This window comes from Streptomyces cinnabarinus, from assembly GCF_027270315.1.
Taxonomy (GTDB): domain Bacteria; phylum Actinomycetota; class Actinomycetes; order Streptomycetales; family Streptomycetaceae; genus Streptomyces; species Streptomyces cinnabarinus.
The window spans coordinates 7770786-7789269 of record NZ_CP114413.1; the positions used below are offsets into that span (position 1 = coordinate 7770786).

Annotated in this window: 12 protein-coding genes; 6 read left to right on the top strand and 6 right to left on the bottom strand. The window is 72.7% G+C overall.

Annotated features, from left to right (window positions below; translation table 11 throughout):
* Window positions 1–73: 73 nt before the first annotated feature.
* Complete coding sequence (locus STRCI_RS35070; RefSeq protein WP_269662996.1) at window positions 74–3925, top strand: glycoside hydrolase family 2 TIM barrel-domain containing protein; 3852 nt, start codon at window positions 74–76, stop codon at window positions 3923–3925.
* Here STRCI_RS35070 and STRCI_RS35075 read toward each other — a convergent pair whose 3' ends face one another.
* Window positions 3926–5263, bottom strand: a complete 1338-nt coding sequence (locus STRCI_RS35075; protein ID WP_269662997.1) for a diacylglycerol/lipid kinase family protein — start codon at window positions 5261–5263, stop codon at window positions 3926–3928.
* Window positions 5264–5367: 104 nt separating this feature from the next.
* Complete coding sequence (gene fusA / locus STRCI_RS35080; protein ID WP_269662998.1) at window positions 5368–7443, bottom strand: elongation factor G; 2076 nt, start codon at window positions 7441–7443, stop codon at window positions 5368–5370.
* 523 nt (window positions 7444–7966) lie between these two features.
* Here fusA and STRCI_RS35085 point away from each other — a divergent pair.
* Window positions 7967–9172, top strand: coding sequence for an MFS transporter (locus tag STRCI_RS35085; protein WP_269662999.1), 1206 nt, complete (start codon window positions 7967–7969; stop codon window positions 9170–9172).
* A 7-nt stretch (window positions 9173–9179) separates the two neighbouring features.
* Here STRCI_RS35085 and STRCI_RS35090 read toward each other — a convergent pair whose 3' ends face one another.
* From STRCI_RS35090 to STRCI_RS35100, 3 genes are all read right to left on the bottom strand, one after another.
* Entirely contained in the window at window positions 9180–9626 is a 447-nt protein-coding gene (locus STRCI_RS35090; RefSeq protein ID WP_269663000.1) for a hypothetical protein, read from the bottom strand.
* Window positions 9627–9741: 115 nt separating this feature from the next.
* Entirely contained in the window at window positions 9742–11388 is a 1647-nt protein-coding gene (locus STRCI_RS35095; protein ID WP_269663001.1) for an FAD-dependent oxidoreductase, read from the bottom strand.
* Between the two features lie 67 nt (window positions 11389–11455).
* Window positions 11456–12370 carry an AurF N-oxygenase family protein gene (locus STRCI_RS35100; protein ID WP_269663002.1) on the bottom strand — a complete coding sequence of 305 codons (915 nt, stop codon included), beginning with the start codon at window positions 12368–12370 and terminating at the stop codon, window positions 11456–11458.
* A 258-nt stretch (window positions 12371–12628) separates the two neighbouring features.
* Here STRCI_RS35100 and STRCI_RS35105 point away from each other — a divergent pair, with 258 nt between their 5' ends.
* Window positions 12629–12877 (top strand): hypothetical protein, encoded by a 249-nt coding sequence (locus tag STRCI_RS35105; protein ID WP_269663003.1) that lies wholly within the window; start codon window positions 12629–12631, stop codon window positions 12875–12877.
* A 55-nt stretch (window positions 12878–12932) separates the two neighbouring features.
* On the opposite strand, the gene STRCI_RS35110 is transcribed toward STRCI_RS35105, so the two are convergent.
* On the bottom strand, window positions 12933–13733 hold the full coding sequence (locus tag STRCI_RS35110) for a DUF2249 domain-containing protein (RefSeq protein WP_269663004.1): 801 nt from the start codon (window positions 13731–13733) through the stop codon (window positions 12933–12935).
* 72 nt (window positions 13734–13805) lie between these two features.
* Between STRCI_RS35110 and STRCI_RS35115 the strand changes: the two genes are divergently transcribed.
* Genes STRCI_RS35115 through STRCI_RS35125 form a run of 3 tightly spaced genes read left to right on the top strand, consistent with a single transcriptional unit; the run spans window position 13806 to window position 18465 of the window.
* Window positions 13806–14540 (top strand): helix-turn-helix transcriptional regulator, encoded by a 735-nt coding sequence (locus tag STRCI_RS35115; RefSeq protein WP_269663005.1) that lies wholly within the window; start codon window positions 13806–13808, stop codon window positions 14538–14540.
* Complete coding sequence (locus STRCI_RS35120) at window positions 14537–15721, top strand: hypothetical protein (RefSeq protein ID WP_269663006.1); 1185 nt, start codon at window positions 14537–14539, stop codon at window positions 15719–15721. Before STRCI_RS35115 ends, STRCI_RS35120 begins: the two co-directional genes overlap by 4 nt.
* Window positions 15718–18465: a multicopper oxidase domain-containing protein gene (locus tag STRCI_RS35125; RefSeq protein ID WP_269663007.1), complete on the top strand. Its 2748-nt coding sequence runs from the start codon at window positions 15718–15720 to the stop codon at window positions 18463–18465. The genes STRCI_RS35120 and STRCI_RS35125 overlap by 4 nt, the downstream gene beginning before the upstream one ends.
* Window positions 18466–18484: the final 19 nt, after the last annotated feature.

Below are 18484 nucleotides of genomic sequence, written 5' to 3' on the forward strand. Positions count from 1 at the left end.
CGTCCCGCGACCTAGGGTGACCCTCGTCCCGGCAGTCACCCGCTGTCATCAGCGGCCGCGGAAGGCCACGTTCATGCCGCACTCAACCGTCAGCCGCCGCCGTCTGCTGGAGGGCGGAGCCGTTCTCCTCGGCGCGTTCGCCCTCACCCCCGGATCCGCGGCCGGGCGCGCCCACGCGGCCGACGGCGCCCAGGAATGGAACGGCTCCATCGACGTCTTCCGCCTGGGCGCCGAACCCCCGCACACCACGCTGATGCCGTACGCCGACACCGCCCAGGCCCTGGCCGCCGACCGCACGGCGTCGCCGTACCGGATCGGCCTCGACGGCACCTGGAAGTTCGCGTACGCGGACCGCCCCGCCGACCGCGACCCCGACTTCCACCGCACCGATGTCGACGACAGCGGCTGGGACACCATCCCCGTCCCCGCCGTGTGGCAACTGCACGGCTACGACCGCCCGATCTACCTCAACATCACCTACCCCTACTGGGGCGCCAACGGCCTCGGCGAGGAGCCCCAGCCGCCGGCCGTGCCGACCCGCTACAACCCCGTCGGTCAGTACCGCCGTACCTTCACCGTCCCCGGCGACTGGTCGGGACGCCGTACCTTCCTGCACTTCGAGGGCGTGAAGTCGGCGCACTACGTATGGATCAACGGCGAACTCGTGGGCTACCACGAGGACTCCTACACCACGGCCGAGTACGACATCACCCGGCACCTGAAGTCCGGCACCAACCAGATCGCCGTCGAGGTCTACCGCTACTCCGACGGCGACTGGCTGGAGGACCAGGACATGATCCGGCTGAGCGGCATCTTCCGTTCGGTGTACCTGTATTCCACCCCCGCCGTGCACCTGCGTGACTTCAAGCTCGACACCCCGCTCGGCGACGACCACAGGTCCGCCGAGCTCTCGGTCACCGCGAGCGTGCGCGCCTATGAGGACGGCACGGCGGGCTCGTACACCGTCGAGACGCAGCTGTACGACGAGGGCGGCCACGCCGTCTGGTCCCGGCCGCTGCAACAGACCGCGAAAGTCGGCGCGTCCGGCACCGACACGACCGTACAGGCGGCCAAGGCGGTGCCTGCGCCGAAGCTGTGGTCGGCCGAGCGGCCGTACCTCTACACCGCTGTCCTCAGCCTGCGCGATCCGGCGGGCCAGGTCATCGAGACGCTGTCGCACCGGGTCGGTCTGCGCGAATTCGCCCTGCGGGACGGCCTGATGCGCATCAACGGCAAGCCCGTCTCGTTGCGCGGCACCAACCGCCACGAGATGCACCCCGAGCGCGGCACCGCCCTCACCCGCGCCGAGCTGGTCCGGGACATCGAGGTGATCAAGCGGCTGAACATGAACTCGGTCCGCACCTCGCACTACCCCAACAACCCCGTCTGGTACGAACTCGCCGACGAGTACGGCCTGTACCTCGTCGACGAGACCAACCTGGAGACCCACGGCATCCACAAGAACTACCCCGGCGACCACGCCGAGTGGACGAAGGCATGCGTGGCGCGCGCCCAGAACATGGTCCACCGAGACAAGAACCACGCCTCGGTCGTCATCTGGTCCCTCGGCAACGAGGCGGGCGGCGGCAGCACGTTCGTCGCCATGCACGACTGGATCAAGTCCTACGACCCCACCCGCGTCGTCCAGTACGAGGGCGACGACCGGCCCGGCGTCAGCGACATCCGCTCCGAGATGTACGAGACCCCGGCCAAGGTGGAGGCCCGCGCGAAGGACACCGCGGACACCCGGCCGTACGTCATGATCGAGTACTCCCATGCGATGGGGAACTCCAACGGCAACTTCAAGAAGTACTGGGACCTCGTCCGCCGCCACGACGTGCTCCAGGGCGGCTGGATCTGGGACTTCGCCGACCAGACCCTGAGCTGGCCCACCCCCGCGCGCCAACTGCTCACCGAGACCGGTCCGTTCGCCCTGCGCGGCGAGATCCTCGCCCCAGCCGGCACTCTCGACCGCGCCAAGGGCCTGTACGGCGGCACCGTCTTCGCCCGCGACCCGCGCCTGGACCTCACCGGCTCGCTCACCCTGGAGGCGTGGATCACCCCGCACTACACCGGCTACCAGCAGCCGATCATCGCCAAGGGGGACACGCACTACTCGCTGAAGCAGACCAGCAAGAACCTGGAGTTCTTCATCCACTCCGGCGGCGAGTGGATCACCGCGACCTGGCCGCTGCCGTCGGACGGCTGGCGGGGCACCGAGCACCACATCGCCGGGGTCTTCGACGCCGACGCGGGCACGCTCACCCTGTATGTCGACGGCGCGGTCAAGGCGACCCGCACCACCACCCGCAGACCGAGCGTCAACTGCGCGCCCCTCGCCCTGGCCACCGACGCCGACCACTCCACCCGGGAGTTCAGCGGCACCATCCGCCGTGCCCGCGTCTACGCCCGCGCTCTGAGCGCCGCCGAACTGGCCTCCGGCCGCCGCGCCCCGGGCGACGCGGGCGTGCGCTTCTGGTTCGACGCCGCCACCGTCGGCCTCAGCGAGAAGCAGCCGTCGGAGAAGAGCTTCCACGCCTACGGCGGCGACTGGGGCGACAACCCCAACGACGGGAACTTCGTCGCGGACGGCGTCGTCACCGCGGACCGTGGACACACCGGCAAGGCCGCCGAGGTCAAGCGTGTCTACCAGGCGATCGACGCTGCCCTCGGCGACGGCGGCACGATCACCCTGACCAATGAGTACCTGTTCACCAACCTCCGTGAATTCGACGGGAATTGGGCCCTCATCGAGGACGGGGAGCCGGTCCGGCGGGGGGCACTCGGCCGCGCCCAGCTCGATCTGCCGCCGCTGTCGAGCAAGGAGATCGCCGTGCCGGTGGAGCCGCCCGCCGACCGGTCGACGTCAGGGGAGTACTTCCTCCAACTGTCCTTCACCACCCGGCAGTCCACCAAGTGGGCCGAGACGGGCTTCGAAGTGGCCCGGCGGCAACTGCCCCTCGGAGCGGGCGAGAAGGCCGTCACACCGGTACCGCTGGACAGCGTCCCGGCCCTGGCGCATGTCGACGGCGAGCGGTCCGTGACCGTCACCGGCGAGGGCTTCTCCCTCACCGTCGACAAGAAGCGCGGCCTCATCACCTCCTACGAGGCCGCCGGGGTACGGCTCCTCGGCTCCGGGCCCGTGCCCAACTTCTGGCGGGCGCCCACCGACAACGACAAGGGCAGCCGCCAGCACATCCGCAACGAGACCTGGCGCGACGCGGGCACCCGGCGCACCGTCACCGACGTCGCCGTGCGCGCCCTGGGGGACAGGGCGGTCGAGATCACGGTGACCGGCACCCTGCCGACCACGGTGAAGTCGACGTACAGCACCACCTGCACGGTCTTCGGCAACGGCGAGATCAAGGTCGACAACACCCTTCACCCGGGCGCCGCCTCACTGCCCTACATCCCGGAGGTCGGCACCCTCCTCTTCCTCCCCGGCCGCCTGGACCGTCTGCACTACTACGGCCGAGGGCCCGAGGAGAACCACTGGGACCGCAACAACGGCACCGACGTGGGGCGGTACTCCGGCACCGTCGCCGAGCAGTGGACCCCCTACATCCGCCCGCAGGAGAACGGCAACAAGACCGACGTCCGCTGGGCCGCCCTCACCGACGCGGCCGGGGCCGGGCTCCTGGTCAGCGGAGAACCCCTGCTGGAGATCAACGCCTCCCGCTTCACCCCGGAGGACCTCTCGACCGGTGTGCGCCACGACTACCAGCTCACCCCGCGCGAGGAGGTCGTCCTGCGGGTGAGCCACCGGCAGATGGGCGTGGGCGGCGACAACAGCTGGGGCGCGCACACGCACGACGAGTACAAGCTGTTCGCCGATCGCGACTACGCCTTCACCTACCGGCTGCGCCCGCTGACCGACCTCGCCGACGCGACCCGCGTCTCGCGGCGCCCCACGGCGACGGACTGATCAGAACCGGCGCCCGGGAGCGGCCGTACGTCCGACGGTCGCGGCCAGCTTCCTCAACCGGCGCCAGTCCAGGGCCGGTTCATGGCGGGCGAGCCCGGGGCGCTTGCGCGGCACGCGGACCCGCAGGGCGCCGGGCTCGACCCGGCAGCGCACCGGCGAGGGCAGCAGCAGCGCTTCACCGTCCAGGCCCACCTCGACCTCGGGCCGGTCGGACTCGACGACGACCTCGCGGGCGGTGTGCACGGTCAGCCCGGCCGGGGCCGGGTCGAGCAGCAGTGCGGCGGCCTCGGCGGCGTTCTCCACCCGGACGCCGAGGACGCCGAGCACGCCCGTGTCGAGCCGGTCGCGACGCCCGAACCCGAACGGATCGCCGGTGCGGTAGGGGTTGTTGCTCACCAGCACGGCCTGCGGGGCGTCGAGGGTGACCTCGCCCGCGTGGGCGGTCAGCCGCGGCCCCTGCCGACCGGTGAGCAGATCGGGCAGCAATTCCAGGCTGGTGCCGAGTTTGTCGTCGCGGTACGAGGGGTGCTGCACGATCGCCGCGTACGCGCCGAAGGAGGCGTTGTTCACGAACGGCCGGTCATCGGCGAACCCGAGGTCGACGCGGAGCTCCACCCCGTCGGTCAGCGCGTCCAGACAGGCGGCGGGGTCGTCGCGGTCCAGGCCGAGGTCCAGCGCGAAGTGGTTGCGGGTACCGGCGGTGACGACCAGGAACGGCAGACCGTGTTCGGCGGCGACGGCCGCGACCAGCGCCTGGGTGCCGTCGCCGCCCGCGACCCCGAGGAGATCGGCGCCCTCGGCGACGGCGGCCCGGGCCAGCGCGGCGACATCCTGGGGCTGCTCGGGATCGAGGACGACGACCCGGGCGCCGAGCCGCTCGGCCCGCTCCCGCAGCCCGAACCGGACGACCTTCCCGCCGCCCGAGCGCGGGTTCATGATCAGGAACGGCCGCTGGGGCGGCGGACACCGGCGCTCGCGCACCCGGTGCATCCCGGTGCCGCGCAGGGCGTACCGGCCGCACCAGACGGCGACGCCCCACAGCGCCAGCGACAACGGCAGCGCCCAGAAGAGGGTCGCGGCGAACAGGGCGACCACACACGCGGGCACGACCAGCGCCACCAGCGCCGCCACCCACCGCAGCGGCCCCCGGAGGCTCACCGTCCACCACACCGCGGCCACCGCCACGACCAGCCCGAGGGCCCCGCCCAGGATCAGCAGCAGGCCGACGAGGCCGCCGTAGACGAGCGGCAGGACCACCGCGAGCGCGGCCGCGGTCAGCGCCGCCCTCGCCGCCCATCGCTGCACGTGATAGCTGCGCCCGCTCACGTCGTCGATCACCGGGTCATCGTAGGGGCGAGGGCTCGGGAGGGGCTGGGAAAGCGCCGACGAACCGACGAGCCGGTCCCGCACTCCTCGGAGTGCGGGACCGGCTCATCGGCGGGCTACCGTCCCGTCGCCCCCGCCGTCAGGCCCTGCGGAACCTCCGCGTAGCCCGCCGGGCGGGTGGTGAACGTGCCCCGGCCCTGGGTGCGGCCGCGCAGGCGGGAGGCGTAGCCGAACAGTTCGGCCAGTGGCACGGTCGCCGTCACCACCGCCGTACCGCCGCGCGTCGCCGACGCCGACACCCGGCCGCGGCGCGCCGCCAGATCGCCCAGGACCGCGCCCACGGAGTCCTCCGGCACGGTCACCGTCACCTCGGCGACCGGCTCCAGCAGCCGCATCTCGCAGGCCCGCAGGGCTTCCCGCAGCCCGAACCGGCCGGCGGCGCGGAACGCGAGCTCCGAGGAGTCCTTGGAGTGCGTGGCCCCGTCGGTCAGCGTCACCCGCACACCGGTCACCGGATGACCGCCCAGCGGACCCTCCGCCAGCGCGTCCCGGCAGCCGGCCTCGACCGCGCGGACGAACTCCCGCGGGACCCGGCCGCCGACCACCGTCGAACCGAACGCGAAGCCGGCCTCGCCGTCCGGAGCGTCCAACGGCTCGACGTCCAGCACCACATGGGCGAACTGCCCGGCGCCGCCGTCCTGCTTGACGTGCCGGTACACCAGACCCGTCGCCCCGCGGACCACGGTCTCCCGGTACGACACCTGCGGGCGGCCGACCGAGACCTCCAGACCCCGGTCGCGGCGCAGCTTCTCCACCGCCACCTCCAGGTGCAGCTCGCCCAGGCCCGACAGCAGGGTCTGGCCGGTCTCCGGATCGGTCCGCACCACCAGCGACGGATCCTCCTCCGCCAGCCGGGCCAGCGCCGAGGCCAGCCGGTCGGTGTCCTGGCCGAGGCGGGCCTCGACGGCCACCGAGACGACCGGGTCGGCCGTGGTGGGCGGTTCCAGCACGAGTGGCGCCGAGGGGGCGCACAGGGTCGTACCGGCACGCGCCGACTTCGGACCGATCACGGCGACGATGTCCCCCGCCATGGCCAGGTCCGTCTCGGTGTGCCGATCGGCCTGCACGCGCAGGATCCGGCCGACCCGCTCGGTGCGCCGGGCACCCATGTCCAGCACCGTGTCCCCCTTTCGCAGCACACCCGAGTAGATCCGCAGATACGTCATCCGGCCGGTCGGCGCCGCGTGCACCTTGAAGGCCAGCGCGGCCAGCGGCGCCGCGGGATCGGCGGGACGCTCCTGCTCCGTGCCGTCGATCGTGCCGCGCACGGCCGGGACGTCCGCCGGTGACGGCAGATACGCCACCACGGCCTCCAGCAACGGCTCGATGCCGCGGTTGCGGTACGCCGAACCGCACAGCACCACCACGGCCTCACCCGCGCCGGTCAGTTCGCGCAGCGCCGCGAGGAGCGTGGCCTCCGAGACCGCCGCACCGGCGCAGTACTCCTCCAGCGCCTGGGGGTGCAGTTCGGCGACGGTCTCGTCCAGCGCCCGGCGGCGGCGCAGCGCCTCGGCGCGCAGGGACTCGGGCACCGGGCGTTCCTCGTACGCGCCGGTGTCCGCGGGCCACACCACGGCCCGCATCCGGACCAGGTCGACGACGCCCTCGAACCCGTCCTCGCGGCCGATCGGCAGCTGCACCACCAGGGGCGTGGCGCCCAGCCGTTCCCGGATCGATGCGACGGCCGAGTCCAGGTCGGCGCCCGCGCGGTCCATCTTGTTCACGAACGCCAGGCGCGGAACGCCGTGCCGGTCGGCCTCCCGCCACACCGCCTCGCTCTGCGGTTCGACGCCCGCGACGGCGTCGAACACGGCCACCGCGCCGTCGAGGACGCGCAGCGAGCGCGTCACCTCGTCGGCGAAGTCCACGTGGCCCGGGGTGTCGATGAGGTTGATCCGGTGTCCGTCCCAGTCGCAGCTGACCGCCGCCGCGAAGATGGTGATGCCGCGGTCGCGTTCCTGGGAGTCGAAGTCGGTGACGGTGGTGCCCTCGTGCACCTCGCCCCGCTTGTGGACGGCGCCGGTCAGGAACAGGATCCGCTCGGTCACGGTGGTCTTGCCGGCGTCCACATGGGCGAGGATGCCGAGGTTGCGGACGGCTTGGAGCGCGCGGAGTGTGAGGTCGGTACGCACGGCCTTGAGGCCCTTCTTCGTGTGTCGTCAGTGGTGGAGAGGCAGCGCGATGGGCGGCCGAGGCCCGCGGAAGCGCACCCTGTGGCCGACCGCGACGGGGCGGTGGCGGGGCAGGGCTCAGCGACGGTCTTCGACCGGGATCTCCAGTGCCGGCCGCGCGGCGGGCACCGGGCTCACGAAGACACGAGGATCACGTCGAACCGTGCCCAGGGGACGACGACAGCGATGACGGTACGCACTGTCTGCCTCCCTCGAATCTGAACGCGGAACACGTAGGACGCACCGGCCACTTCGGGCCCGGACGCGTACCGAGAGTGTAGGGACCGGGCGGGCGCGGGGCGCGGCATTTTCCGGCGACGGAGGCGCATGTACGTCCGCGTGAGCGGTGGCGCGGTGTGACGCAGGTCATGAAAGCCGGGTCAGGATCTTGGAATTCCTCATTCCGTTCCGCTGCTGCCTCCCGTTAGGGGCTGAACATGCCCACCTTCCTCCCCGCACCGTCCCTGAAAGGTTCCCCTGCGCCATGCCACTGGCACTCCTGGCCCTGGCTGTCGTCGCCTTCGGCATCGGCACGACCGAGTTCGCCACGATGGGACTGCTGCCCCAGATCGCCGACGGGATCGACGTGTCCGTACCGCAGGCGGGCAACATCGTGTCCGCCTACGCGCTGGGTGTCGTCGTCGGCGCCCCGGTCCTGACCGGCATCGGAGCGCGCATACCGCACAAGCGGCTGCTGCTGCTCCTGTCCGGGCTCTTCGTCATCGGCAACGTCGCGTCCGCCCTCGCTCCGAACTTCGGCCTGCTCTTCGCCGCGCGCTTCCTGGCGGGTCTGCCGCACGGCGCGCTGTTCGGCGTGGGCGCGGTCGTCGCCTCCAAGCTGGTCGCCCCGGACCGGGCGGCCACCGCGGTGTCACGGATGTTCCTCGGACTGACCGTCGCCAACATCATCGGGGTCCCGGCCGGTACGGCGCTCGGCCAGCAGTTCGGCTGGCGGTCCGCGTACGTCGCGGTGGCCGTCATCGGCGTGCTCGCCCTGGTGGCCCTGGCCGCGTTCGTGCCCCACCAGCCCCGCGGCGCCCAGGCGGGCGTCCGCCACGAGCTGCGGGCGATGGGCAACAAGCAGGTGTTCATCGGCCTGGCCACGGCGGTCGTCGGCTTCGGAGGCTTCTTCGCCTTCTACAGCTACCTCGTGCCCATGCTGACCAACATCACGGGCCTGTCCGACTCCTCCACCACCCTGGTCCTCGCGCTCTACGGCGTCGGCATGACCCTCGGCACCCTGGTCGCGGGCCCCCTCACCGACCGCGCCCTGCGCCCGACGCTCTACGGCGGCCTCGCCCTGCTCTCCGCAGCGCTGGTCCTCTTCTGGTTCACCGTCCACAGCACCGTGCCCGCACTGATCACGATCGTCGTCATCGGCGCGATGGGCGCCCTCATCACCACGCCCGTGCAGATCCTGCTGATGGCCAAGGCCAAGGACGCGCCGACCATGGCGGCGGCCTCCAACCACTCCGCCTTCAACCTGGCCAACGCCGGTGGCGCCTGGCTCGGCGGTCTCGCCATCTCCGCGGGCTGGGGCTGGTCCTCGCCCGTCCTGGTGGGTGCGGCGCTCGGTGTGGCGGGCCTGGGCCTGGCCTTCATGGGCGGCCGCATGGACCGGGGCGGAGAGCCCTCCGAGGTGATCACGTCGTCCGACGCGCAGCAGGAGCAGGTCACGGCTGCGCAGTAGCCGGTCGCTAGTCCCACAGCGGATACGACACGGTGGCCGCGTATCCCTCGGGCCTGCCCTCGGTGTAGGTGAGGGTGATCCGGGAGTAGTGGGAGAGCTCAGGATGCTTCTTCCAGGTGTCCGGGCGGTCGAGCCGTACGGACACCGGATACGCGTGGAAGCGGCCCGCCGCGCAGTACGGCTTGCAGTCGTTGACCCAGTTCACGCCCTCGGCCCGAGCCGTCCGCTCGCCCCACCGGGACCAGTGCAGCGAGGCCAGACGGCTGTTGCCGTCGGCGCAGGCCAGCATGAAGTCGGCGGGCCGTACCTCCGGGTGCCACAGGCAGTCGACGAGCACCGGAGTGTCTTCGGTCCGCGGCGTGGCCTGATGGGTCTGCGCACCCGCGGAGCCGGCCAGGGCGGCGACGGCGGCGAGCGCGGCCGCGGAGGTGAGTGCGCGTGAGCGTATGTGCATGGCCGTTCCCCGGTGCAGCTCGCCGAACAGTTGCCCGCACCCGACGGTACGGGTGCGGACCGGAACGCACCACTCGAACGGAGTAGCGCGGGGAGGCGGACAGCACCGAGGCGTCCTAACGCCACCGGCGCCGGGATGCCGTGACGAGCTCGTTCACGGTGGCGAGCTTGGCCCTCGGCCTGCCGTCGTCCTCGCCGCGTGCGCGTTCGGCCCGGTCGACGGCCGCCATGCCACGGGCGTCCACGACATGCGGTGCACGGCGGCGGGCGAGGCGGGCGAACGCCTTCGCCGACAGGGCGGGCCGGGGAAGGCCGTCCTCGACGGCGTCGGCGAGCAGCGTGCCGACGGTCTCGGCGGCGCAGGTCCGGTTGGCGCCGATGCCGCCGGAGGGACCGCGCTTGATCCACCCCACCACGTAGGTGCCGGGCAGTCCCGTCACCCGCCCCCGCTCGTGCGGGACGGTCCCGGTGGTCTCGTCGAACGGCAGCCCCGGCACCGGAGTGCCCCGGTAGCCGATGGCCCGTATCACCGTGGTCGCGGGGAGGAGGAGTTCACCGTCCGCCGCCGTGACGCGCACGGCGTGGGCGCACTCCGTGGCATCCCCGACGATCTCCGTCGGTGCGGAGTGGAAGCGCAGCACGATGCGGCGCCCCTCGCCCGGCGGGCGGGACCAGTCGACCTGCTCGCGCGCCGTGTGCCGTAGTACGGCGGCGAGTTCGCGCGGTCCGGCCGCGTCGATCGCGGCGCCGATGCGCGGGTCGTGGTCGTCGACGACCAGGCTCACACCGGGCAGTTGGGTCAGCGCGAGGAGTTCCGGCCGGGTGCAGGCCGCGTGCTCCGGGCCCCGGCGGCCCAGCAGGACGACCTCGCGGACGGCCGAGCCGCGCAGGGCGCGCAGCGCGTGCTCGGCGATGTCCGTACCGGCCAGCTCCTCCGGATCGCCGACCAGGATGCGGGCCACGTCGAGGGCGACATTGCCGTTGCCGACCACGACGACGCGCTCGGCGGACAGGTCGACCGCGTCGGGCGCGACATCGGGATGGGCGTTGTACCAGGCGACGAATTCCGACGCGGACAGACTGCCCGTACGGTCCTCGCCGGGGATGCCGAGCCGTCGGTCGCCGGACGCGCCCACGGCGTACACCACCGCGTCATGGTGGGCGGCGAGTTCCTCCGCCGTGACGTGCTCGCCGACCCGCAGTCCCAGCAGCATCCGCACCCGGGGGTGGGCGTGGAACCGGGCGAAGGTGTCGCCCGCCTTCCTGGTCGCGGGGTGGTCGGGAGCGACGCCGTACCGGACGAGGCCGCCGGCCACCGGCAGCCGGTCGATGAGGGTGACCTCGGCGTTGGTGTGCAGCAGCAGATCCTGGGCCGTGTACATACCGGCCGGTCCCGTGCCGACGACCGCGACCCGCAGCGGACGGAAGTCGGACGGCAGGGCACGGTCGAACGCGGGCCGGTCCCAGGCGTGGAAGTTCGGGCTGCCGTCGGCGGGTTCGGGCGCCGGGGTATCGGCGAAGTAGGCGGCGTTGATCTCCGCGTACGCCCGCTGCGGGCCGGTGAGCCGGTCCACCGGGATGATCGCGTCCACCGGGCAGGCGTCCGCGCACGCGCCGCAGTCGATGCATGCCCGCGGGTCGACGTGGAGCATCTCGGTGCTGCCGAACTCCCGCTCCTGCGGCGTGGGGTGGATGCAGTTGACCGGGCAGACGGCGACGCAGGTGGCGTCGGCGCAGCAGGTCTGGGTGATCGCGTAGGTCATGGGGTCCGCTCTGCTCGGCGACGCTGCCGGTGGGTCGGTCAGGTGAGGTGGGCGTGCCGGTGGGATGTCAGATGAGGTGGGCGCGCTTGTAGAAGGCCAGCGCCGGCTTCGTCAGCAGGCGGGCCGAGGCAAGGAACTCCATCAGGCCGGCGCAGCTGGAGCGCATCATCGCCTTGTGGTGCTCGTTGTCGCGGGCCGCGGTGAGCGCCCGGCGGGAGTCGAGTCCGGCGTTGGCGTACACCGCCCTGTTCACCATGCTCGTGACGATGACGTACGCCGCGACGGCGATCACGAAGGCGTGGATGTGGCGGCGCACCCGCCCCGCCTTCGCCAGGTGGCGCCGGGTCTCCTCGCGGGCGAACTTCATGTGGCGGGACTCCTCGACCACATGGATGTTGTTGATGGTCCGGACGAACGGCACCACCCGCTCGTCCCGCATCCAGTCGCGCTGCATGACGTCGAGGACCTCCTCGGCGACGAGGATCGCGGCGTACGCGGCCTCGCCGAACGCCAGGGTCTTGAAGGCCCTGCCCAGTTCGACGGCGGCCCGGCGCGGCCGGTAGGCGGGCGCCCGGAGCTTCTTGGCGCCGCGGGCGAACATGATCGAGTGCCGGCACTCGTCCGCGATCTCGGTGAGCGCCCACTGGAACGTGTCGTCGGTCGGGTCCTTGGCGTAGATGTCCCGCAGGATCAGCTGCTGGAGGATCATCTCGAACCAGATGCCGGTGCTGGCGACCGAGGCGGCCTCCTGCCGGGTCAGTTCCTTGCGCTGGGCCTCGGTGAGCTCGTTCCAGTACGAGGTCCCGTACAGGGTGCTCCACTCCGGGCTGGCGCCGTGGAAGTCCTCGTCCAGCGGCGTCTCCCAGTCCACCTCCGCCAGGGGGTCGTACGAGAGGGTGGCGGCCGAGTCGAGCAGTCGGCCCGCGACCGTCCCGGTCTCGGTGTCGTGCTCCGTGGCGGGCCGGACCGTGCTGCTTGCCATGCTCCCAACTCCTCAGTCGAGTGACGGAGCGGCTCCGTCGGGTGCGGTGCATGAGGGCAGGGCGGAAACGTGCGGCGTCCCGAGGCCGCCGTCCGCCTTGTTAACGGAATGTATAACAAGGGGATCGGCCGGGCCTACCCCCGAGTAAGGAGGAGTTGCCCGGGGCCTCGGAGCGCGGCGGCGTTGTCAGTGGTGGGTGCGATGCTGGCCTGCATGGACGCGATGGGCTCGCCGGGTTGGGCGGATTGGGTGGAGATCATGGGAGGGCGCGTCTACAGCGCCGATCACGACGACGCCGGGCCCCGCCCCGGTCGCGTCTACGGCGAGCTGGTGGGCGGTCCCCTCGACGGACTGTTGCTGGACATCACCGGTCACGCGGAGCGCGAGCTGCGGGCGGGAGTGGAACTGCCCACGGAGATAGGCGCCCACGGTCCTGGTGGCAGGGCGCTCTATGTGCTCCGGGCGGCGGCAGGGCGGCGCCTGGACTGGTCGGGCGACCTGCCCTGACCTGCGGCGAGGGGGGCGTGCCCGGATCCCCTCGCCGCCTGCCGGTCGGCTGCGTTCAGCGGTGGCTGAGCAGCAGGCGCCAGGCCTCCGGACCGCGCTGGAGGTACTCCACCCCGAATGCGCCCGGGTGGCGGTCCTCGATCTGGCCCAGGAGGGGCAGCGGGTCGTGCGGTGCGACCAGGATCATCGCCCGGCCGGAGGGCACCGCGGCGATCGCGCCGAACACGGTGGCGTGCCGGATCGAGTGCGGGACGTCGCGTACGTCCAGTTCGGGCACGTCCGTCTCGTCCGAACCCCCGCAGCCGCAGGTGCCGCCGCAGCCGCCGCCGGACTCCGCCGCCTCGTCCTCGTGTCCGTGGCCGTGGTCGTGTCCGCCGAGGATGTCGTGCATGCCGGAGAGGAGTCCGGCGAGGGAGATGTCCGGGGAGCCCGCCAGCAGCGGCAGGATCAGGGCGTTCTCCTTCTCCAGGTGCTCCTCGAACAGCACCTGGAGCGCCCGGCCCTCGGTTGCCGCCCGGACCGCCGAACCGGCGGTGCGCAGCGCCTCGACGAGCGCGGCCAGCCTGCGGTGCTCGGCGAGCATGCCGTCGATCAGGAGGCGGGCGGCGGGCAGGTCGTGGGCGACGGGGTAGAGGGTCTCCTCCTCGGCGGCCGCGTGCGGCAGCAGGTCCTGGTCGCAGAAGTCGACAAGGCCCGCGCGCACGGCGTCGGCCGCCGCCGGGTCGCGGTCCGCCGCCGCGATCAGCATCGCGACCCGTCCGGCCAGCTCACCCGCCAGCTGCGTGTGATGCGCCTCCACGGCTTCGGCGGCAGCCGCGTCCTGGGGGTCCGATGCGATGGTCATCAGGGTGCTCATGGGGATGTCCTTCCAGCAGCCGACGGCCCGTCCGGGTTCTGTGCGAGCCGCTCACTGCAATATAGTACGGACATGACCGTGGAAAATAACGGGCCGCTTCCCGGCAGCGGAACGAACCGCGTACCGCTGTCCCGGCAGCGCCGCGGCGTCCTGCAGTACCTGCGCGGCCAGTCCGCCCCCGTCACCGCGAGCGCGCTCGCCCAGCTGTGCGCGCTGCACGTCAACACCGTCCGCGAGCATCTGGACGCCCTGGTCGACGACGACCTCGCCGTCCGCGAGCGGTCCAATCCGTCCGGACGCGGCCGCCCCGCCTTCCGCTACCGGGCCCGCCCCCCGCAGGAGTCCCCCGCACGCGAATACGCCGGACTCGCCGCCGTCCTCGCCGCGCAGATCGCCCGCTCCAGCGCCGACCCGCGCAGGGACGCCCTCGCCGCCGGCGAGCACTGGGGGCGCGTCCTCACCGCCGGACGGACGCCCGCGGCCGACCCCCACGAGGCGCGGACCCGGCTGCTGGAACTCCTGGAGGAGATCGGTTTCGCCCCGGAGGCGGACCCGGAGGCACGCCAAGTCCGCCTGCCGCGCTGCCCGTTCGTCGAGGCGGCCCGCGAACACCCCGGCGTCATCTGCGGAGTTCACGAGGGCCTGGCCCGAGCGGGGCTCGCCGCGCTGGGCGGAGCCCCGCAGGACGTCGAACTGCTGCCCTTCGCCGAACCGGACGCGTGCAGGCTGCACTTGGGGATGAGCGGACAGTCCGAGGGCAAGAACGGGGACACGACCCCGGCCCGCACCTCCGTGGAGCACCGGTGACCGCCGCGTCCGTGTCCGGCACCGCCGCCGCCCGCCGCGCGGGCGCCCGCCGTGCCCCCTTGCTGCTGGCCGCCGGGTTCTGTCTCCTCGCCGGGCTCAATGCCGCCCTCGGCATGCTCGGTCTGCCGGCGCCGGTCACCGCGGACCGGCTGCCGCAGGTGCACGGTGTGCTGATGGTGCTCGGCTTCGCGGGCACGCTGGTCGCGCTGGAGCGTGCCGTCGCCCTGGGGCGTCCCTGGGGCTACGCGGCCCCCGGCTGCCTCGGCGCCGGGGGCCTGCTGCTGCTCAGCCCGGTCGACCTGGTCGTACCCCGGCTGCTGCTCGCCGCCGGATGCGCCGCCCTCGTCGCGCTGTACGTACGGTTCTGGCGCCGTCAGCCGAGCGCCGCGCTGCTCGCCCAGGCCGCGGGTGCCGTGTCGGCACTGGGCGCCGCGCTGCTGTGGCTGGGCGGCATCGACGTACCGCGCATGCTGCCCTGGCTGGTGGCGTTCCTCGTACTGACCATTGCGGGGGAGCGGCTGGAACTCGCCCGCGTGGCCGTCCTGGCGCCCTCGGCGGAACCCGTGTTCCTCGCCTGTGTCGGCGCGGCCGCGACCGGCGTCGTCGCCACTCTGCTGTGGCCCGCGACCGGCACCGTCCTGCTCGGCGCGGCGCTGCTCGCCCTGGTCGCCTGGCTCGTCGTGCACGACGTCGCCCGCAAGCTGCTGCGCGCCACCGGCCTGCCCCGCTTCACCGCGGCCTGCCTGCTCGCCGGGTACGCCTGGCTGGCCCTGGCCGGGACGCTGTGGCTGCTCAATGGGCCGGTCACCGAGGGGACGCGGTACGACGCGGTGGTGCACGCCGTGTTCCTGGGCTTCGTGATGTCGATGATCATGGCGCACGCCCCGGTGATCCTGCCCGCGGTGCTGCGCCGCCCCCTGCCCTACCACCCGGCGCTCGCGGCGGCGGCCTGGCTGCTGCATCTGTCGCTGGCGCTGCGCGTCCTGGTCGGTGATCTGCGGGACATCCGCGGCGCGTGGCAGCTCGGCGGGGTGCTCAACATCGTCGCCGTGCTGCTGTTCGCCGTATCGGCGGCCACCGCCTCCGCCCTCGCCACGCGCCGCGCCGGGGCATCGGCCCCCGCACCCTCTGACCCCGCCCCGGCGGCATCGCCCTCCGACACCCCGAGGACCCCCCGGTGACCACGAACCTGTCCCTCCCCACACCGAGCGGATCCGCCCCCAAGCCCCCGCCCCCCGGCCGTTCCCCGCGCACCCGCTGGCACCTCGCCGTGAACGCGATCGTGGTCGCCTGGCTCGGCCTCTTCGCCGCGGTCGGGACCGCCCACCACTTCCTGCCGCACGCCTTCTGGCTGCTCGTCCACGCGCTGCTGCTCGGGGCGGTCACCAACGCGATCGTGATCTGGTCGGGCCACTTCGCCGCCTCCGTCCTGCGGCTGCCCGAGGCGAACCGGGGCGCCCCCGCCGCACTGCGCCTGGTCTGCCTCAACCTCGGCGCGGTCGGCGTGATCGGCGGGATGTTCTTCGACCGATGGCCCGTGATCCTGGCCGGCGGCTGCCTGGTCGCGGCCGCGGTCACCGCACACGCCGTATGGCTGGTACGGCTGATGCGGCGGGCGCTGCCCGGCCGGTTCTCCATGACCGTCCGCTACTACGTCGCCGCCTCCGCCCTGCTGCCCGTGGGCGCCGGGCTCGGCGTCGTCATGGCGCGCGGTGAGGTCGCCGGTGATCTGCCCGAACGGCTGCGGTTCGCCCACGAGGCGATCAACCTGCTCGGCTGGGTCGGCCTCACCGTCGCCGGAACCCTCATCACCCTGTGGCCGACGATGCTGCGCACCCGCGTGGCGGACGGCGCGGAACGGGCGGGCCGCCTGGCCCTTCCCGTCCTGCTCGCCGGACTCGCCGCCACCGTCGCCGGCACCCTGCTCGGCCCGCCGCCGCTGGCCGCCCCCGGCGTGCTCGCCTACGCCGCCGGGCTGGTCGTCGCGGGCCGGCCCTGGCTGCGCGAGGCCCGCGCGAAGGCACCGCGGTCCTTCGCCGCGTGGTCCGTGGCCGCGGGCTGCGCCTGGCTCGCCGGATCGCTGGCCGTACTGGCCGGGATCCTCCTGACCACGACCTCCTGGATCACGGTGGGGGCGCGCATACCCCAGCTCACCGCGCCGCTCGCCGCGGGCTGGATCGCCCAAGTCCTGTTCGGCGCGCTGAGCTTCCTCGTCCCCGTGGTGCTGGGCGGCGGCCCCTCCGCCGTGCGAGCCGCCACCGCGAGCCTCGAACGGGCCTGGCCCGCCCGGCTGGCCATCACCAACGCCGCGCTGCTGCTGTGCGTGCTGCCGGTGCCGTCGATGGTGCGGGTGGCCTGCTCGCTGCTTCTGCTGGTGATGCTGCTGTTCTTCCTGGTGCTGCTGTTGCTGGCGGTCGTAGGAGGACTGCGCAACCGGCGCGATGCGGCGACCGCCGGAGCACCGGTGCCCGCCCCGGCCGAGCCCCCGGCCCGCCCGCACCGTGTGCTCGGCGGCGTCGCCCTCGGGCTCGCGGTCGTGATGCTGGCCGTCGCGGGCGGCGGCGCGGCGGACGTGCGGTCGCTGCCGATCCTGGAGCGGTCCGCCGCCACCGGTGCCGACGGGGACGCGGTGCGGGCGACCGGCCGCACCACCAAGGTCACGGTGACGATCCGCAACATGCGCTTCACACCGGCCTCCGTCGATGTCCCCGCCGGAAACCGCCTGGTCATCACCCTCGACAACACCGGCAGCGACACCCACGACCTGATGCTGGAGACGGGCGCCCGCACCGACCGGATCAGCCCGGGAGAGAAGGACACCCTGGACACGGGAGTCGTCGGCCGGGACCTCGACGGCTGGTGCTCCGTGGTCGGCCACCGGCAGATGGGGATGGTCTTCGCCGTGAACGTCACCGGAGCGGACGCCGACACCGACACGAACTCCGCCACGGACAGCGGCGGGTCGGCCCAGGACCACAGCGACCACAGCGACCACAGCGGCGCCGGTACGTCCGACGAAGCCACCGGAACCTCCGCCGCCGACGCCTTCGACCCGATGGCCGAACCGGCCGCGGGCTTCACCGCCCGTGATGCCCAACTCCCGTCCGCCGCAAGAGGATCCAGCCCCCGGGTGATCAAGAAGACGCTCACCGTGCAGGAGGCGACGAGGGAAGTCGCCCCCGGCGTACGGCAGAAGCTGTGGACCTTCAACGGCACGGCACCCGGACCCGTGCTGCGCGGACGCGTCGGCGACACCTTCGAGATCACCCTCGTCAACGACGGATCGATCGGCCACTCCGTCGACTTCCACGCCGGAGCGCTCGCGCCCAACGAGCCGATGCGCACCATCGGGACCGGTGAGTCCCTGACGTACCGCTTCACGGCCACCCGCAGCGGCATCTGGATGTACCACTGCTCGACCATGCCGATGTCCCTGCACATCGCCAACGGCATGTTCGGCGCGGTGATCATCGACCCGCCCGACCTGCCCGCCGTGGACCGTGAATACGTGCTGGTCCAGTCGGAGTTCTACCTCGGTGAGCAGGGCGGCACGGCCGACCCCGGCAAGGTGACCGCCAAGGAGTACGACATGGTCGCCTTCAACGGCTATGCCAACCAGTACGACCACGACCCGCTCACCGCCGAGTCGGGTGAGCGCGTACGGATCTGGGTGCTGGCGGCCGGGCCGAACGGGTCGAGCGCCTTCCATGTCGTGGGCGGACAGTTCGACACGGTGTTCCGCGAGGGCGCGTACGACCTGAGACGGGGAGAGTCGGAGACCGGGGGCGCGCAGGTCCTCGATCTCGCCCCCGCCTCGGGCGGATTCGTCGAGCTGTCCTTCCCGGAGGCCGGTGACTATCCGTTCGTCACGCACGCCATGAGCGACGCGGAACGCGGCGGGCACGGTGTCTTCAAGGTCGGGTGAAAGGTGCGGTGAGGAGGGG

What these genes read in the sequence shown, in the direction of transcription:
- STRCI_RS35070 (WP_269662996.1), top strand. Translation starts at nt 74, where the DNA reads ATGCCGCACTCAACCGTCAGCCGCCGCCGTCTGCTGGAGGGCGGAGCC.
- STRCI_RS35085 (WP_269662999.1), top strand. Translation starts at nt 7,967, where the DNA reads ATGCCACTGGCACTCCTGGCCCTGGCTGTCGTCGCCTTCGGCATCGGC.
- STRCI_RS35090 (WP_269663000.1), bottom strand. Translation starts at nt 9,626, where the DNA reads ATGCACATACGCTCACGCGCACTCACCTCCGCGGCCGCGCTCGCCGCC.
- STRCI_RS35095 (WP_269663001.1), bottom strand. Translation starts at nt 11,388, where the DNA reads ATGACCTACGCGATCACCCAGACCTGCTGCGCCGACGCCACCTGCGTC.
- STRCI_RS35100 (WP_269663002.1), bottom strand. Translation starts at nt 12,370, where the DNA reads ATGGCAAGCAGCACGGTCCGGCCCGCCACGGAGCACGACACCGAGACC.
- STRCI_RS35105 (WP_269663003.1), top strand. Translation starts at nt 12,629, where the DNA reads ATGGGAGGGCGCGTCTACAGCGCCGATCACGACGACGCCGGGCCCCGC.
- STRCI_RS35110 (WP_269663004.1), bottom strand. Translation starts at nt 13,733, where the DNA reads ATGAGCACCCTGATGACCATCGCATCGGACCCCCAGGACGCGGCTGCC.
- STRCI_RS35115 (WP_269663005.1), top strand. Translation starts at nt 13,806, where the DNA reads ATGACCGTGGAAAATAACGGGCCGCTTCCCGGCAGCGGAACGAACCGC.